Source organism: Rhodococcus sp. MTM3W5.2, from assembly GCF_001984015.1.
Lineage (GTDB): Bacteria > Actinomycetota > Actinomycetes > Mycobacteriales > Mycobacteriaceae > Rhodococcus_G > Rhodococcus_G oryzae.
In genome coordinates, this window is sequence record NZ_CP019572.1 from 4906544 (window position 1) to 4921301 (window position 14758).

At 67.7% G+C, this 14758-nt stretch carries 17 protein-coding genes and 3 pseudogenes; 13 read left to right on the forward strand and 7 right to left on the reverse strand.

All coding sequences use genetic code 11. The features are described 5' to 3' along the window. The first annotated feature begins 61 nt into the window (after window positions 1-61). The 8 genes and pseudogenes from BTZ20_RS22380 (at window position 62) to BTZ20_RS22415 (ending at window position 8292) form a co-directional block, all read left to right on the forward strand. Window positions 62-1255, forward strand: coding sequence for a sensor histidine kinase (locus BTZ20_RS22380; RefSeq protein ID WP_145982393.1), 1194 nt, complete (start codon window positions 62-64; stop codon window positions 1253-1255). Beyond that, the gene (locus BTZ20_RS22385; RefSeq protein WP_077042866.1) at window positions 1252-1917 is read left to right on the forward strand and encodes a response regulator; all 666 of its coding nucleotides are present in this window, start codon (window positions 1252-1254) and stop codon (window positions 1915-1917) included. The genes BTZ20_RS22380 and BTZ20_RS22385 overlap by 4 nt, the downstream gene beginning before the upstream one ends. 155 nt (window positions 1918-2072) lie before the next feature. After that, entirely contained in the window at window positions 2073-2900 is an 828-nt protein-coding gene (locus tag BTZ20_RS22390) for an FAD binding domain-containing protein (protein ID WP_077042867.1), read from the forward strand. After that, window positions 2897-5622 (forward strand): annotated as a pseudogene (locus tag BTZ20_RS22395) (molybdopterin-dependent oxidoreductase). Before BTZ20_RS22390 ends, BTZ20_RS22395 begins: the two are co-directional and overlap by 4 nt. 10 nt (window positions 5623-5632) lie before the next feature. After that, window positions 5633-6604, forward strand: coding sequence for an antibiotic biosynthesis monooxygenase (locus BTZ20_RS22400; protein ID WP_077042868.1), 972 nt, complete (start codon window positions 5633-5635; stop codon window positions 6602-6604). Between the two features lie 39 nt (window positions 6605-6643). Continuing rightward, the gene (locus BTZ20_RS22405; protein ID WP_077042869.1) at window positions 6644-7231 is read left to right on the forward strand and encodes a PepSY domain-containing protein; all 588 of its coding nucleotides are present in this window, start codon (window positions 6644-6646) and stop codon (window positions 7229-7231) included. A gap of 16 nt (window positions 7232-7247) precedes the next feature. After that, a complete protein-coding gene (locus BTZ20_RS22410; protein WP_077042870.1) occupies window positions 7248-7808 on the forward strand; it encodes a dihydrofolate reductase family protein in 561 nt (186 codons plus the stop codon). Between the two features lie 79 nt (window positions 7809-7887). Continuing rightward, on the forward strand, window positions 7888-8292 hold the full coding sequence (locus BTZ20_RS22415) for a nuclear transport factor 2 family protein (RefSeq protein WP_077042871.1): 405 nt from the start codon (window positions 7888-7890) through the stop codon (window positions 8290-8292). Window positions 8293-8312: 20 nt separating this feature from the next. Here the strand turns inward: BTZ20_RS22415 and BTZ20_RS22420 are convergent, their stop codons facing one another. From BTZ20_RS22420 to BTZ20_RS22435, 5 genes are all read right to left on the reverse strand, one after another. Continuing rightward, window positions 8313-8648: an SdpI family protein gene (locus BTZ20_RS22420; RefSeq protein ID WP_145982394.1), complete on the reverse strand. Its 336-nt coding sequence runs from the start codon at window positions 8646-8648 to the stop codon at window positions 8313-8315. 132 nt (window positions 8649-8780) lie between these two features. Next, window positions 8781-9788 carry an alpha/beta fold hydrolase gene (locus BTZ20_RS22425; protein ID WP_077042873.1) on the reverse strand — a complete coding sequence of 336 codons (1008 nt, stop codon included), beginning with the start codon at window positions 9786-9788 and terminating at the stop codon, window positions 8781-8783. 12 nt (window positions 9789-9800) lie between these two features. Then, entirely contained in the window at window positions 9801-10160 is a 360-nt protein-coding gene (locus BTZ20_RS28605; RefSeq protein WP_223263472.1) for a YdeI/OmpD-associated family protein, read from the reverse strand. After that, window positions 10157-10429: a YdeI/OmpD-associated family protein gene (locus tag BTZ20_RS28610; protein ID WP_223263473.1), complete on the reverse strand. Its 273-nt coding sequence runs from the start codon at window positions 10427-10429 to the stop codon at window positions 10157-10159. Before BTZ20_RS28610 ends, BTZ20_RS28605 begins: the two co-directional genes overlap by 4 nt. A 1-nt stretch (window position 10430) precedes the next feature. Beyond that, complete coding sequence (locus tag BTZ20_RS22435) at window positions 10431-10844, reverse strand: VOC family protein (protein WP_077042874.1); 414 nt, start codon at window positions 10842-10844, stop codon at window positions 10431-10433. A gap of 94 nt (window positions 10845-10938) precedes the next feature. Here BTZ20_RS22435 and BTZ20_RS22440 point away from each other — a divergent pair, with 94 nt between their 5' ends. Then, window positions 10939-11913, forward strand: coding sequence for a helix-turn-helix transcriptional regulator (locus BTZ20_RS22440; protein ID WP_077042875.1), 975 nt, complete (start codon window positions 10939-10941; stop codon window positions 11911-11913). A gap of 13 nt (window positions 11914-11926) precedes the next feature. Here BTZ20_RS22440 and BTZ20_RS22445 read toward each other — a convergent pair whose 3' ends face one another. After that, complete coding sequence (locus tag BTZ20_RS22445; RefSeq protein ID WP_077042876.1) at window positions 11927-12361, reverse strand: YjdF family protein; 435 nt, start codon at window positions 12359-12361, stop codon at window positions 11927-11929. 242 nt (window positions 12362-12603) lie between these two features. On the opposite strand from BTZ20_RS22445, the gene BTZ20_RS28615 reads away from it, so the two are divergent. Further along, window positions 12604-13053: a GyrI-like domain-containing protein gene (locus BTZ20_RS28615; RefSeq protein WP_077042877.1), complete on the forward strand. Its 450-nt coding sequence runs from the start codon at window positions 12604-12606 to the stop codon at window positions 13051-13053. An 8-nt stretch (window positions 13054-13061) separates the two neighbouring features. Here BTZ20_RS28615 and BTZ20_RS28620 read toward each other — a convergent pair. Continuing rightward, window positions 13062-13229: pseudogene (locus BTZ20_RS28620) on the reverse strand (alpha/beta fold hydrolase); the annotation flags it as partial. Between BTZ20_RS28620 and BTZ20_RS28625 the strand changes: the two are divergent. From BTZ20_RS28625 to BTZ20_RS29960, 3 genes and pseudogenes are all read left to right on the forward strand, one after another. After that, window positions 13224-13506, forward strand: a pseudogene (locus BTZ20_RS28625) (WYL domain-containing protein); the annotation flags it as partial. The pseudogenes BTZ20_RS28620 and BTZ20_RS28625 sit on opposite strands and share 6 nt — an antisense overlap. A 274-nt stretch (window positions 13507-13780) precedes the next feature. Continuing rightward, a complete protein-coding gene (locus BTZ20_RS26975; RefSeq protein WP_145982395.1) occupies window positions 13781-14644 on the forward strand; it encodes an ABC-three component system protein in 864 nt (287 codons plus the stop codon). A gap of 26 nt (window positions 14645-14670) precedes the next feature. Beyond that, window positions 14671-14742 carry a hypothetical protein gene (locus BTZ20_RS29960; RefSeq protein ID WP_411269165.1) on the forward strand — a complete coding sequence of 24 codons (72 nt, stop codon included), beginning with the start codon at window positions 14671-14673 and terminating at the stop codon, window positions 14740-14742. The last annotated feature ends 16 nt before the right edge of the window (window positions 14743-14758 follow it).

Sequence of the window (14758 nt, forward strand, 5' to 3'; positions counted from 1 at the left end):
AGTGGTCCTAGCGTCGATCGAGTCGCAGTCGCCGAGACGACAGAAGGAGGCACGCGCGCCGATGACCACCATGCGTTGCCTCCGCCCGGCAGAACATCTCGATGACCGTTCGTCGGCCCGCTGGGCCTTCGATGCGATCGTCGCGGCGGTGGCGGTGGCGGTGGCGATGCCCGACCTCTTCCACGACGGCGAGGACCCGCCCTTGTTCGCGATCGCGGTCTTGGTCGCCGTGCTTGCACCGCTGACGGTCCGGCGCATCTTTCCGATCCCGGTATTCACCTGGGTCCTGATCAGCGCGGTCGCCGCCGGACTCTGGAACGACAACATCGCCGCCGACCTGGGCCTGCTCATCGCGCTCTACACCGTCGCCGCTGCACAATCGCGACTGGAGGCGCTGGCAGCGGCAGCCTCCCTCGAATTCGCCATGATCGTCTCCACCGTCCGCACCACCGGCAGCAGTTGGTGGCACGCCTCGATCCTCGTGTCAGGCCTGGTCGGTACCGCACTCGGGCTCGGACTGTACGCATCGACCCGGCGCGCATACCTTGCCGAACTCCGCGATCGCGCGGTGCGTTTGGAACACGAGCGCGACCAGCAGGGTGCGCTGGCCGCGGCCGCTGAACGCGCGCGGATCAGCCGCGAGATGCACGACATCGTCGCGCACCACCTGACCGTCATGGTTGCCCTCAGCGAGGGTGCCGTCGCCGCGAGCGCAACCTCGCCCGAACGCGGGATCGAGGTGATGCGCACTGTGTCCGCCACCGGCCGACAGGCACTGGCCGACACCAGAAGGCTGCTCGGAGTCATGCGCGAGAACGAGATCGGGAGCCCCGGCGATGACGTGCTCGCGCCCGTCCCGGACCTGACCGAACTCGACGTGCTCATCGCCCGGGTGCGTGACGCAGGACTTCCGACCTCATTCGAGGTGCACGGGAACGCCACCGCCCTACCCGCCACCATCCAGCTCACGGTCTATCGGCTGGTGCAAGAGGCGCTCACCAACACCCTCAAACACGGCGGCAAGGGCACCCGCGCCTCCGTGTGCCTGCGGTACCTGCCCGGCGAGATCCGGGTGGACGTCGAGGACGACGGTGACGGAGCGGCCGCGACGACGCCGCCCGGCGGGGGCGGCGGCCTGATCGGCATGCGGGAGCGAGTCCACACGTATGGCGGCGTGTTGCGGTCCGGTCCGAGGGGGCCCCGCGGTTGGCGGGTCTCCGCGCGGCTTCGCCTGGACGAAGGACAGAGCACGTGATCCGTGTGCTGTTGGTCGACGATCAATCCCTACTGCGGATGGGATTTCGGCTGATCCTGGAGGCCGAATCCGACATCGAGGTGGTCGGCGAGGCCGGGGACGGCGCGACCGGGGTCCGGATGGCGGCAGCTCTCGAACCGGACGTCGTGATGATGGACGTCCGGATGCCGACCATGGACGGCATCGCGGCCACCGCAGCCATTCTCGACGCCCAGCCCGCCTGCAAGATCCTGATCCTCACCACCTTCGATGTGGACCAGTACCTCTATGCCGGCCTGAAGGCCGGTGCCAGCGGGTTTCTGCTCAAGGATGCGCCCCCGACGGCTCTACTCGCCGCGATTCGCACGGTGGCGGACGGGGAGGCCGTGCTCGCTCCGACCGCGACCCGACGCCTGATCGATCAGTTCATGCCGCTTCTGCCCGAACCGGACCGGCAGGCCAGGCGAGACACGGTGCTCAACGCGCTCACCGACCGGGAGCGGACGGTGTTCGCCGGGCTCGCGGCCGGCCGGTCGAATCGCGAGATAGCGGGCGACCTGGAGGTGTCCGAGGGCACCGTGAAAATCCACGTGGGACGAATTCTGTCGAAGCTGGACCTGCGTGACCGGGTGCAGGCCGTGGTGCTCGCGTACGAATCGGGCCTGATCACCCCGGGAAACTGAGCACCGCCACGCCAGGCGCGACATACGGAGACCCACCCGGCCGGACCAGCCATACGAGGCCGCACGAATATGCCTCCCGGCGCCCCAAACGCCGACCCGCGCGGACCCGGTCGGCGTATGTTTGGCACGACACATTCCCTGACGGGAGCGGTCCCATGGATCTCAACACCATCAGCGATGTCGTGCGGCGACCACCCGACCGCCCCGGCGCGGACTGGCGCGACGGCGATGCCTGGCTGGCCGGGGGAACGTGGCTGTTCTCCGTTCCGCAGCCCGAACTGCGCAGGCTGGTGGACCTCACCGCACTCGGCTGGGATGCCCTCATACCGAGCGAGTCCGGCTTGGAGATCGGCGCGACGTGCACGGTTCGCGATCTGTACGACCTTGCGCCGCAGAGCGATTGGCGGGCGGGCCCGCTGCTGAGGACGAGCTGCGAGGCGTTCCTGGCCTCGTTCAAGGTGTGGAACTCGGCGACGGTGGGCGGCAACATCTGCATGTCGCTGCCCGCGGGCCCGATGATCACGATGACCGTGGCGCTCGAGGCGACCTACACGCTGTGGGCGCCCGACGGATCGCAGCGCACCGTCGACGCGGCCGACTTCGTCACCGGCGACCACCTCAATGTGCTGGCGCCCGGCGAGGTCCTGCGCCGCATCGACATCCCCGCCGCCGCACTGCGCAAACGCCACACCCACCGCCGCTTCACCCTCACCCGACTGGGGCGCTCCACCCTGTTCATGATCGCCACCCAGACCCCCGGCACCGCCGACCTCGCCCTCACCATCACGGCGGGCACCACGCGTCCGGTGCGCATGCAGTTCGAGGCCGTGCCGGACGCCGAGACGATGCGACGCGGCATCGACTCCCTCCCCGACGACCTGTGGTTCGACGACCCGAACGGCACCCCCGAGCACCGCCACCACCTCGCGCGGCACTTCGCGGAGGAGATCCGCGTGGAGTTGGAATCGGGAGACCGGTCATGACGTACACCGTCAACGGCAAGACCTTCGACGAGGAGCCGCGCCCCGGCCAGTGCCTGCGGACGCACCTGCGGGAACTCGGCCACCACGGCGTCAAGAAGGGTTGCGACGCAGGCGATTGCGGCGCCTGCACGGTATGGCTCGACGGTGATCCGGTGCACAGCTGCATCACCCCCGCGTTCCGGGCGGAGGGCCGCGAGGTGACGACCATCGAGGGCCTCGGCACCCCCGAGAATCTGCACCCGCTGCAACGGCAGTTCCGCGACGCCCCCGGCTTCCAGTGCGGCTTCTGCACCGCGGGCATGATCATGACGTCGGCGACCTTCACCGACGCCCAGAAGCTGGACCTGCCCCGCGCGCTCAAGGGCAACCTCTGCCGCTGCACCGGCTACCGGTCGATCGAGGACGCCGTGCACGGGGTCACGGGGATCGAGGACGCGCTCCCCGGTCGCGCCGTCGGCACCAGCGTCGCCGCCCCGGCCGCCACCGACGTGGTGACCGGCCGCGCCGAGTTCACGATGGACACCGAGATCGAGGGCATGCTGCACCTGAAGGTGCTGCACTCGCCGCACGCGCACGCCCGCATCGTCTCGATCGACAAGACCGCCGCGCTCGCGGTGCCCGGCGTGCACCGCGTCTACACCTGGGAGGACGTGCCGCGGAAGCGCTTCACCACCGCGATCCACACCGATCACCTCGTCGACCCCGACGACACCTACATCCTCGACGACACGGTGCGCTTCGTCGGGCAGCGGGTGGTCGCGGTGCTGGCCGACACCGTCGGGGCCGCGGAGGAGGGCTGCCGCCGGGTGGTCGTCGAATACGAGCCGCTGCAGGCGGTGTTCGACCCGGAGGAGGCGATGGCCCACGGCGCGCCCGCGCTGCACGGCTCGCACGACCCGTTCGTGCGGGACCCCGTGCACAACATCCTGCTCGAACTGCACGGGCACGTCGGCGACGTCGAGACCGGGTTGGCGGAGGCCGATGTCGTCCACGAGGGCACCTACTTCTCCCCGCGCGTGCAGCACGCGCACCTGGAGACGCACGGGTCCATCGCGTGGATGGAGGAGGGCCGCCTGCACGTGCGGACCAGCTCCCAGTCGCCGTCGATCGCGAAGGTCAAGCTGGCCCACCTGTTCGCCCTGCGTCCCGACCAGCTGCGGGTGTTCTGCAAGCGGGTCGGCGGCGGATTCGGCGGCAAGCAGGAGGTGATCTCCGAGGACCTGGTAGCCCTCGCCACGCTGGACACCGGACGCCCGGTCTGCCTGGAGTACACCAGGGAGGAGGAGTTCACGACGGCCTCGCCGCGTCACCCGATGAAGCTGACGGTCACCCTCGGTGCGAAGGCCGACGGCACCCTCACCGCGATGAAGATCCGCAACGTCTCGAACACCGGCGCCTACGGCAACCACGGCGGCGAGACGCTCTTCGCGGGCGGGGCCGCCGTCTCGATCTACCGGTGCGCCAACAAGAAATACGACGCGTACTCGGTGTACACCAACACCGTGCCCAGCGGCGCGCTGCGCGGATACGGCATGACCCAGCCCGCGTTCGCGGTGGAGTCCGCCATGCACGAGCTGGCGGTCGCGCTCGGTATCGACCCCTCGAGCTGCGACGCCGCAACATCGTGCGCCCCGGCGACTCCCTGGTCGCCTTCGAGGACGGACCCGACGACGTCGTGTTCGCGGAGGACGGGCTCGGAACTTGCATCGACCTTGTCGACGAGGCCCTGCGGCACGGCGGCTCCGACCCGCCCGCCGGTGACGACTGGCTCGTGGGGACCGGCGCCGCGAGCTCACTGCACGAGACCGCTCCCCCGACCGAGCACGTCTCCGAGGCCTGGGTGACCCTCGGCGACGACGGCGTCTACGAGCTCGCCGTCGGCACCGTCGAGTTCGGCGAGGGCACCTCGACCGCACACGTGCAGATCGCCGCGAACCAGCTCGGGACCACGCCGTCGCGGATACGCCTGGTTCAGTCCGACACCGACCGCACCGGCTTCGACACCGGCGCCTTCGCCAGCGCGGGCCTGTTCGTGTCCGGCAACGCCGTACTGCGGGCGTCGAACGCCCTGCGCGACCGGATCCTCGCGTTCGCCGCCGCGCACACGGGGGTCGACGTCGCCGCCTGCGCCATGGACGACGGCGGCGTCCTCTGCGACGGCACCCGCGTACCGCTGACCGTGCTCCAGTTGGCCGCAGGTGCCCGCGGCATCCGGTTCACCGCCGCCCGCAAGGCATACGGCTCGCCGCGCAGCGTGGTGTCCAACACGCACGGCTTCCGGATCGCCGTGCACCGGGTCACCGGCGAGATCCGCGTCCTGCGCAGCGTGCAGGCCACCGACGCCGGGGTGATCATCAACCCGGCGCAGGTGCGCGGGCAGGTCGAGGGCGGCGTCGCGCAGGGCATCGGCTTCGCGCTGACCGAGAACTTCCACGTCGACGGCGCCGGGGCGATGGTCAACCCGAACCTACGCAACTACCGCATCCCCACCTACGCCGACGTGCCCCGCACCGAGGTGCTCCTGGTCGACTCGGCGGACTCGGTAGGGCCGATGCGCGCGAAGGGCATGGCGGAGTGCTGCATCAACCCGGTCGCACCCGCGCTGGCCAACGCCCTCCAGAACGCGACGGGGGTGCGGTTCCGGGCGCTGCCGCTGACACCCGAGCGCATCTACGGCCCGCTGGTCGAGTCGCGGACCCGCGCCCCGTCGGTGCGGCCGTAGGGAGGCGGCCATGGCAGCCGAGGAGCGCACCCGCGACACCGCCACGGTCATCATCGGGCAGCGGGTGCGCCGCGGCTGCGAGTCGGCGTTCAAGGCCTGGCAGGAGGAGATCAACGTCGCCGCCTCGCACTACGCCGGTTTCCTCGGTGCCCAGATCTCGGCACCCACTGCCGTGCAACCCGATTGGGTGGTGGTCTACCGCTTCGACTCCGTCGCCAACGTGCAGGCCTGGGTCAACAGCGCCACCCGCCAGGCCTGGCTCGACCGGGGGCAGCAGTACCTCGACGGCCCCGCGACGCAGCAGGTGATCACCGGCGGATCCCGGCCGACCGACCAGCTCGTGACGGTCGTCGTGACCCACCGCGTTGCGCCGGACAACGTCGACGCCTTCCTCGAATGGCAGAACCGGATGCGGCTGGCGGAGTGCAAGTTCGAGGGCTTTCGCGGCAGCGAACTGTTCCGCCCCATCGAGGGCATCCAGGACGAGTGGACCGCGCTCTACCGCTACGACAACGCCGCGAACCTCTTCACGTGGCTCACCTCCAACAAGCGGCAGCAGCTCCTGGCCGAGGGCGAGGGGTTCCACGAGTTCTCCTCACGCACCGTCGACAACTCCTTCGGCAGCTGGTTCGCCTTCGACGAGAAGGGGAACGAGGCGCCGCCACCATCCGACGTCAAGACCTCCATCGCCGTCTGGGTCGGCCTCTACCCCACCGTCGTGCTGCTCGCCCTCGCGATGTCCCCGCTGAAGATGCCGCTGTGGCTTGGCCTGCTCATCGGAAACCTGTTCTCCAGCTTCGCCATGACCTTCGTGACCATGCCGCACTACGTGAACCGGCTGCTGGGGAGCTGGTTGCGGCCGCCCCCGGACGTGCCCGAAGCCAGGTCGAACATACGGGGGATCGCCATCGTCGCCGGGATGATGACGTTCTGGGTCGTCGTCTTCTATCTCGTGACGCGGCAGTTCTGGACGCTGCCTTGAAAACAGAGAGTTCACCTTCAACCGAATCGAGGAACCACGATGAACCCGAGAATGGTGCGAGGCGCGAGCCTGATCCCCATCGCCGCGGCTGCGGCGCTGCTGCTGGCCGGATGTGACTCGGACAGCGATGACACTCCCACGACGTCCGCCACAGCGGCGGTGACGACCGCGCCTGCCACGAGCTCGCCGGTGATGGCGGCGGTCAGCAAGGAGAAGGCGGAGCAGGCCGCCCTCGCGACCGTCCCCGGCGGCGTGGTCGTCTCCTCCGAGACCGCTCAGCACGACGGCACGGCCGTGTGGCACGTCCACATCCGCAACACCCAAGGCTGGGACTACGACGTGGACGTCGACGCCGCCACCGGCGCCGTGGTGGACCGAGACCAGGACGATCACGACGACGACAACCGCACGACGATGCCGGCCTCACCGAACCCGGCGGTGACGGTCACCAAGGAACAGGCGGAGCAGACCGCCCTCGCGACCGTCCCCGGCGGCACGATCGTCTCCTCGGAAACGTCTCAGCACGACGGCAAGACGGTGTGGCACGTCCACATCCGCAACACCCAAGGGTGGGACTACGACGTGGACGTCGACGCCACCACCGGCGCGGTCGTGCCCGACAACTGATCCGCGGGACGCCGAGATGCGCACGCTGGCAATCACACAGAACATCACCATCGACGGCTCGGTCGAGATGTTGGGAGATTGGTTCGATCCCCAGGGTCAGAGCGGGGTGGACAACTCTGATCTGCTCGAGGAGTCGCACCGTCAAGACCGTGCAGCCGACGGGTTTCTGGTGGGCAGGCGCACATTCGAAGACCTACGCGGATACTGGCCCAAGCAGTCCGACGATGCCACGGGGATCACCGACTACCTCAACCGAGTACAGAAGTACGTCGTCTCCTCGACCATGACCGACCCCCAGTGGCAGAACTCGACGGTCCTCTCCGGCGAACCCACCGAGGAGGTCCGCGCGTTGAAGATGCTGCCGGGCAAGGACATCGTGATCACCGGCAGCATCACGCTGTGTCACACCCTGATCGAGGCAGGGCTCGTCGACGAGTATCGACTGTTCGTCTACCCGGTCGTGCAGGGCCGGGGCCGCCGGTTGTTCCCCGACGGGTTCGAGATACCGGAGTTGGCACTGCTCGACGCGAAGGTCTTCCGCTCTGGCATCACCTACTCGCGGTACGGCAAGGCCTGACCGGGTTCCCAATCGTCCAAGTCTGCAGCGCCCGGCCGTTCATAGGGTCTGCAGGTGAAGCCGAAGGACGGAGCATTCCATGGACGACGACCTGATCGCGGACGCGGGGGCGGAACTCGTCACGATCTGCGACGACTGGTACGAGGCGATCGTGTCCAACGACGCCGAACGGATCGCCGCCTTCATGGCGGACGACTGGGTGATCGTGTCCGAATCGGGGATCGCCCCGAAAGCGCAGTTCCTCGGCTTTGTCAGGTCGGGCGAGTTGACCCATTCCGCCATGGACCGGGCCAGTGGGGCGAGGGTCCGGATCCACGGTGACACCGCGGTGTTCACGGCGCGGGTGACGAACACCGCGCACTACGCGGGCCAACAGTTCGACGCCGATGAATGGACGTCGGACGTGTTCGTCCGGCGCGAGAACCGGTGGCTGTGCGTGCTGACCCACATCACCGCGGCCCTCGTGCCGGCCGAGGACGGGTGACGAGACGAGGATCCTGCAACTCAGGCGGCGGCCCTCGCCGCGCGGACCAACGCCCAGATCACTCCGCCCACCATCGCGATGATCGTGCCCCAATAGGCAACCGGCGCGACGAGTCCGATCCCGCTGCACATGCCGGCGATCACGAACGCGATCGCCGCGGGCATCACAGCGGCCGCATGCCCCGCCCGCCATGCAGCCTCACTGCGCTTCAATGCGGGGATGCGGATACCGACGAAGGAGTTGACCGGGATCGCTCCGCGGCCGGCGGCAACACAGACCACGACCAGCAGAAGCAACAACCCGGTAAACACCCAGACCACCTCGATCAGATCGTCCGGAGCATCGTTCATCGTCATGGAACGCACTCTTACACTGATCGGCGCCCATGCATAAAGGTCTTCGAGCGATGACCTCGGAAGGGGCGCTGCTCACCAAGCGAATCAGCTTGCAGGAAATAGTGTTTCGAGCGGTTCGAATACGGCGACGTCCTAGCCTCGCGCCGCCGCGACCACGTCACGAATCGCGTCGATCACCAGCTGCGGCGACTCGTTGTGGATGTTGTGGCCGCTGTTCGTCTTCGTGATGTGCTGCGCGCCGGGAAACAGCAGGGCGAGGCTGTCCTGCGACGCCAGCTGCGCCCGCCAGAACACCTCCGGGTAGTCGGCGGGCGCGTCGGCGGGCAGGCGGGCGCGGAAGGCGTCCGGGTCGAAGGTGTCCCCGCTGAGCACCACAACCGGCACGTCGGGAACCGGCGGAGCGGCGTGCAGTTGAGCGAAGATCGCGGTGGGGTCGAGCTGCTCGACGTCCGCCCACTGGGCGGTGCGGCGTTCGTTGTCCAGCTCGTTCATCCGCAGGAACACCGAGAACTCGGCGGGGGTCATCTCGCTCTGGAGGAACTCCGACATGCCGTCCACGAGAACCAGGCCCGCCGTCTCGTCGGGATGGGTGCCCGCGTACACCCGCGCGATCGGTCCCCCGTACGACCACCCGACGAGCACGTAGGGACCGGGCACCTCCGCCGCCGTCAACAACGCGTGCAGGTCGGCGGTGTCCCGCTGCGGGTCGGTCGGCTGCGACACCGGCGTGGACGGGGTGAACTCGTCGCCCGCGCGTGCGGTCCCTGGCCGGTCGTAGGAGCAGACCCGCGTGAACGCGCCGACCTCCGGATACACGGCGGACCCGCTCGGCACCATGTCACCGGATTGATCGGCGACCTCGCTCCAGGTGTCCGCGGCGGCGACGGCGCCGGGCACCAGCACCACCGTCGGGACTTCATCATCGCGAGATCTGGTGCCGCGGCACTCCAGGTACATCTGCCGCCCGTCGCCGATGTCGAACGTCCGGGCGATGTCGGCCTGCGGCGTGTCCGCCGTGGGCACCGTGTTGCCCGCGGGGTTCTCCTCCTGGCTGCCACACGCGATCAGCGACGCCGTGACGCCGAGGACGGCCGCCGCGAACCGCAGGGCGGCGAGGCGCCCGCCCGGAGTGGCGCGCATGATCTCAGCGTGTCACACCGCGACGCTGTGCGGGAGGGCACCGGCGCCGGCCCGCACCCCGGGGTGATTGGCCCGGATGTTGACCGCCGCGAGCTCGACCGTCCGATCGATCCGTCGCTGCCTCGTCTCCGGTCGCTTCGCCGTCGCGATCCACTCGAGGATCAGCCTCTTCGAGGACGGCGGAAAGCCCTCGAAGTTGGCGCGGGCCGCCTCGTTGCGGTGCAGCGGTTCCCGCAGATCGTCGGGCAGCTCGGCGCCGTCGTCGGGCACCACCTGCCAGGTCCCGGCGGCCTTGGCGACATCGATCAGGGCCTGGCCGTGCGGGGTCATCTGGCCCAGCTCGATCATGTTCGCCGCGCGTTCCCGGTTCACCCGGCTCCACGTGCTGCGCGGGTTGCGGGGGTGAACCGCAGCCGGGAACTGTCCGCATCGTGCTTGCGGTGCAGGCCGTCGATCCAGCCGAAGCAGAGGGCCTGCTCGATCGCCTCGTGGTAGCGCGGGCTCGGTGTGCCGCTGTCCTTGTGGTGGATGATCAGCCAGATCTCCTTCTCCGACCGGCCGTTTCGTGCCAGCCAGTCGCGCCAGTCGGCGGTGGTTCGCGGGGCGAAGGTGCCGACGTCGGGGGTGCTCACGTCGGTCATCTCATGCCTCCTTCGAGCCGAGGATGTCGAGGTAGTGCTGGTTGTACATGACACCGAGGATGTTCCCGAACGGGTCGACGACGGAGGCGGTGACGAATCCGGGTCCGCGCTCGGTCGGCTTGTCGTGCACGGTGGCGCCCAACGCCAGCAGCCGCTCGAACGCGGCCTCGACGTCGTCCACGTGCCAGTAGGTCACCTGGCCACCGGCCCTGTCCGAGCGGTCATGCGGCGCGAACCGGCCGTCGATGATGCCGAGCTCGTGCTGGAAGTCGCCGATGCGGAACTCGACGTAGGCGGTCTGCCCGTCGATCTCGCGGGCAAAGTACGGCTCGATCCCGAGCACCTCGGTGTACCAGTCCTTGGCGGCCGCGACATCGTCGGCGAAGAAGCTGACGGTGGTGAGTCCTCGCAACATCGGTGGTTCCTTCCCTCGTTCGGTTGGTGACACGAACCATCATTCCGACCAAAGTGCTCACCAATTGAGCACTTTTGCGGGGAAACTGAAAAACATGCGCGCAGACCGACTCGTCGCCACCCTCCTGCTCATGCAGTCCCGCGGCCGGGTGACGGCCGCCGAGCTGGCCGACGAGCTCGAGGTTTCCGTCGCCACCGCCCGCCGCGACCTGGAGGCACTGTCCGCGGCAGGCATCCCGGTGTACCCGCAGCCCGGCCGCGGTGGCGGCTGGGCGCTCGTCGGTGGCGCCCGCACGGACCTGTCCGGACTGTCGTCCAACGAGGCGCAGGCCCTGTTCCTGCTCGTCGGCCCCGCCGCGGCGGTGTCGGGCGAGGCCAAGGCGGCGCTGCGCAAGCTCGTACGTGCTCTGCCCCAGACGTTTCGGGCCGAGGCCGAGGCAGCCGCGGGCGCCACCATGATCGACCCGACCCGCTGGGGCGAGAGGGATCGCCGCCGACCCGAGTTGGTGGACCAACTGCAGTCCGCCGTGGTCCGCAGGCGCAGGGTCCGGTTGACGTATGTGAACGGCGCCCGCGAGCGGAGCGAACGCCTCGTCGACCCGTGGGGCCTGGTCGACAAGGATGACACCTGGTACCTGATCGCCGGGACCGAGCGCGGCAGGCGAACCTTCCGAGTGGACCGGATCACCGAGGCCGAGGCGACCGATCAGCCCGCCGACCGGCCCGACGACTTCGAGCTCGCCGCCGCTTGGGAAGAGGTGGTCGGGAGGATGGAAGAGCGACGCTCGACGACATGGGCGACCGTGCTCATCGAGGCCAGATTCGTGCGGATCCTGCGCGACCACTTCGGCAGGCACTGCCACACCGAAGGCGAGGCGGAGGACGGCCGCATCCGGGTCCGCCTCGCCGCACCCACCCCGCTCGACATCGCCCGCAACCTCGCCGGCTGGGGCGCGGACGTCGAGGTGCTCGAGCCGCGGTCGGTGCGGGACGAGTTGGCGCGCATCGGGATCGAGCTCGCCGGTCGGTATGCCGGCGGCACCACACCGACACAAGACGAAGAGGGCTAGGCGGCCGGGCGTTTCATGCCTTTCCCCGGTGTCGCGCCTTCGCCTTCGCGCGGGCGATCTGTCGGCGGGCATGCGCGGCGGTGTCGCGGCGGTGCCTACTCCTGGACTTCCGAGCAACGGCGTTCTCGGAAATGCTCTGCTTGATGGCCTCCTGGGCGACCGTGCTGACCGCCGGCTGGGCTCGTTCCTTCGCGACCTGCCGCGCCAGCCGCTTGGGATTGACCGGCCGCGGTGCTGGCTGCCGCTGGTCGACCGGCACCGCGCGTGAGCGGTGCGCGCGAGCGGACAACGCGCCGTAGTCACGCAGCGAGAACTCGTAGAGTTCGGGGCCGCTGGGTTCGGACCCGAACACGTGACGGGCGACGCGCAATTCGCCGTCGTCGACGACCTCGAGCAGGCCGACCCAAAACTGTCCGTCGTAGAAGACGGTGAACGTCGTGCGACTCACTTCCAACCTCCAGGTATGCGTATGCAACCTGGCAGCATCAGGAGTCTTCGACGGCGAAGTGACGAGCACGCCCGAGCCGGGGGCCCGAGGACCCATCGGGACGTGCCATCCGGACTTCCTCCGGACTGTGCAATTCGTGCGACCAGCAATCACGGACAGCCTATCGCAAGTATTAAAATGCTGGTCAGACCCTATTTAAACCGTGATACCTTCGCTGCCGCCGAACAACAGTGGGAGAAATCATGCGCATGACGCTTCAACACATTCCGACTCGCCGCCTCGCCTTTGTGCGTGTGACCGGACCGTTCGGACAGGGCAACGCCCAGGCGATAGCCGACATCAGGCAGTGGGCATCTCGCCGAGGACTGCTCCGCGACGATGCGATCCTGTGCGGGATTCCGAGGGACGATCCCTCGGTGACACCGCCCGACGAGTGCCGCTATGACGCGGCGATAGTCGTGAGCGACGGTCTCGAACTCGACGGCGCAGTTGGCGATGACAGCCTCCACGGCGGGGAATACGCGGTATTCGATGTGCCGCACACCGCCGAGGGCGTGGGTGAGGCATGGTCGAGCATTTTCGGGGAGATCGAAACCCGCGGGCTGGCAGTGAACAACGAACCGATCTTCGAGATGTACACATCAGAATTGCTCGCACGCCACCTGTGCCAGCTCTGGGTACCGCTGCAGTAGGTACACCCTCACCGAAGCAGGAACTCGATGGCGATTCGCTCGAACGCCTCCTTGGCCTCGACCATCACCCAGTGACCGCAGTTCGGGAACACGTGCAGCTCGGCATTGGGGATCAGCCGCATCGGCACCATGGGCATGTCCGGCGGGAACTGCCGGTTCGCGGCCCAGGTGATCAGCCCGCCGATCGGCCCGACGACTTCGAGCTCGCCGCCGCATGGGAGCAGGTGGTTGGGAAGATGGAAGAGCGACGCGGGTCCACCTGGGCGACCGTGCTCATCGAGGCCAGGAACGCGTCGATCCTGCGCGACCACTTCGGCAGGCACTGCCACACCGAAGGCGAGGCCGAGGACGGCCGCACCCGGGTCCGCCTCGCCGCACCCACCCCGCTCGACATCGCCCGCAACCTCGCCGGCTGGGGCGGACGCCGAGGAACTCGAGCCGCAGTCGGTATGAGACAAGTTGGCGCGCACCGGAGTCAAGCCGGCCGGTCGTTATGCCCGCGAGCAGTGAACTCGGACTTCATCGTTTGAGAACAGGCCGCTAGGTCTCGGGCCGCGAGCGACACATGGACCTAACCCGAGCCAGTGTCGGCGTTCAAGAGACGAACTGGGCACCGCGAATCTGAAACTGCCGACAAACGACGGGATCCTCCGTCGAACGCGCTCGAGGCGGACCCTCCAAGACCGATACCCAGCCATGTCTCCCAGACCGACCGCTAACATGCGGTGTGGGCTACGCATACGAAGACCTCAGCGAGGCACAGTTCGAGGCATTGGTGGTGCAGGCGGCGAAACTCAAGCTTGGTAAGGGCGTCCAAGGGTTCGCTGCCGGTGTCGACGGTGGTCGAGACGCTCGGTTTGAGGGACTCGCGGACGGCTTCCCCAGTCGCGCACGCCCGTGGGACGGAATTTCAATCATTCAAGCTAAACATACAATGTCATATGGGTACTTCTCTGATCCCGACTTTAGCGGGACCGTACAGAGCGCTGTGTTGACAACCGAACTCCCGCGAGCGCGCCAACTGCGCGAGTCTGGCAAGTTGAATAACTACCTCCTGTACTCCAACCGCTATCTGACTGCCAATGCAAACGAAAATCTAATTGGTAGAGTCTCACAAGGAATCGGGATTCCACCCGAGAGCGTGCACCTGTGTGGCATCGAAGCCCTCGATGAGGCCTTCCGCGAGGAGCCACGACTAGCTCAACTCGCTGGCATTAGCCCACTTGACGGACCGCTGATCGTCTCGAGCCGCGAACTAGCCGAAGTTGTGGAAGCAATTTCAAATGGAATCGATGCACAACTTACAAACAGCGGAAGTCGCCCACAAGAGAGAACCTCATTGGCGACGAAAAACGTCCTAAACTCCATGACAGCCGAGACATCTGCGCGGCTCATGAGAAATCACGGACACCTCCTCCGTCAAATAAAAGACTTCTTAGCCGATCCAGGGAACGTTCACATCCGGGAAATCTATGAAGACTGCGCCGAGGATTTTGACCTAAAGATCGTCGCACACCGCGGAGAACACCACACATTCGACAGAGTCTTCAGCCACCTGGTGGAACTACTCACTTCACGTGACCCCTACTAGGCCGCAACCGCAGACTCACACGAGCCATGGTGTTCTACATGTATTGGAACTGCGACATCGGAGAAACCGAGGTGGACGCAAATGCTATTTCCCAGTAAGCACGACCACCCCGAC

What these genes read in the sequence shown, in the direction of transcription:
- BTZ20_RS22420 (WP_145982394.1), bottom strand. Translation starts at nt 8,648, where the DNA reads ATGACGATGAACGATGCTCCGGACGATCTGATCGAGGTGGTCTGGGTG.
- BTZ20_RS22415 (WP_077042871.1), top strand. Translation starts at nt 7,888, where the DNA reads ATGGACGACGACCTGATCGCGGACGCGGGGGCGGAACTCGTCACGATC.
- BTZ20_RS22425 (WP_077042873.1), bottom strand. Translation starts at nt 9,788, where the DNA reads ATGCGCGCCACTCCGGGCGGGCGCCTCGCCGCCCTGCGGTTCGCGGCG.
- BTZ20_RS22410 (WP_077042870.1), top strand. Translation starts at nt 7,248, where the DNA reads ATGCGCACGCTGGCAATCACACAGAACATCACCATCGACGGCTCGGTC.
- BTZ20_RS22380 (WP_145982393.1), top strand. Translation starts at nt 62, where the DNA reads ATGACCACCATGCGTTGCCTCCGCCCGGCAGAACATCTCGATGACCGT.
- BTZ20_RS22400 (WP_077042868.1), top strand. Translation starts at nt 5,633, where the DNA reads ATGGCAGCCGAGGAGCGCACCCGCGACACCGCCACGGTCATCATCGGG.
- BTZ20_RS28615 (WP_077042877.1), top strand. Translation starts at nt 12,604, where the DNA reads ATGCGCATGACGCTTCAACACATTCCGACTCGCCGCCTCGCCTTTGTG.
- BTZ20_RS28610 (WP_223263473.1), bottom strand. Translation starts at nt 10,429, where the DNA reads ATGACCGACGTGAGCACCCCCGACGTCGGCACCTTCGCCCCGCGAACC.
- BTZ20_RS22440 (WP_077042875.1), top strand. Translation starts at nt 10,939, where the DNA reads ATGCGCGCAGACCGACTCGTCGCCACCCTCCTGCTCATGCAGTCCCGC.
- BTZ20_RS22390 (WP_077042867.1), top strand. Translation starts at nt 2,073, where the DNA reads ATGGATCTCAACACCATCAGCGATGTCGTGCGGCGACCACCCGACCGC.
- BTZ20_RS22435 (WP_077042874.1), bottom strand. Translation starts at nt 10,844, where the DNA reads ATGTTGCGAGGACTCACCACCGTCAGCTTCTTCGCCGACGATGTCGCG.
- BTZ20_RS22405 (WP_077042869.1), top strand. Translation starts at nt 6,644, where the DNA reads ATGAACCCGAGAATGGTGCGAGGCGCGAGCCTGATCCCCATCGCCGCG.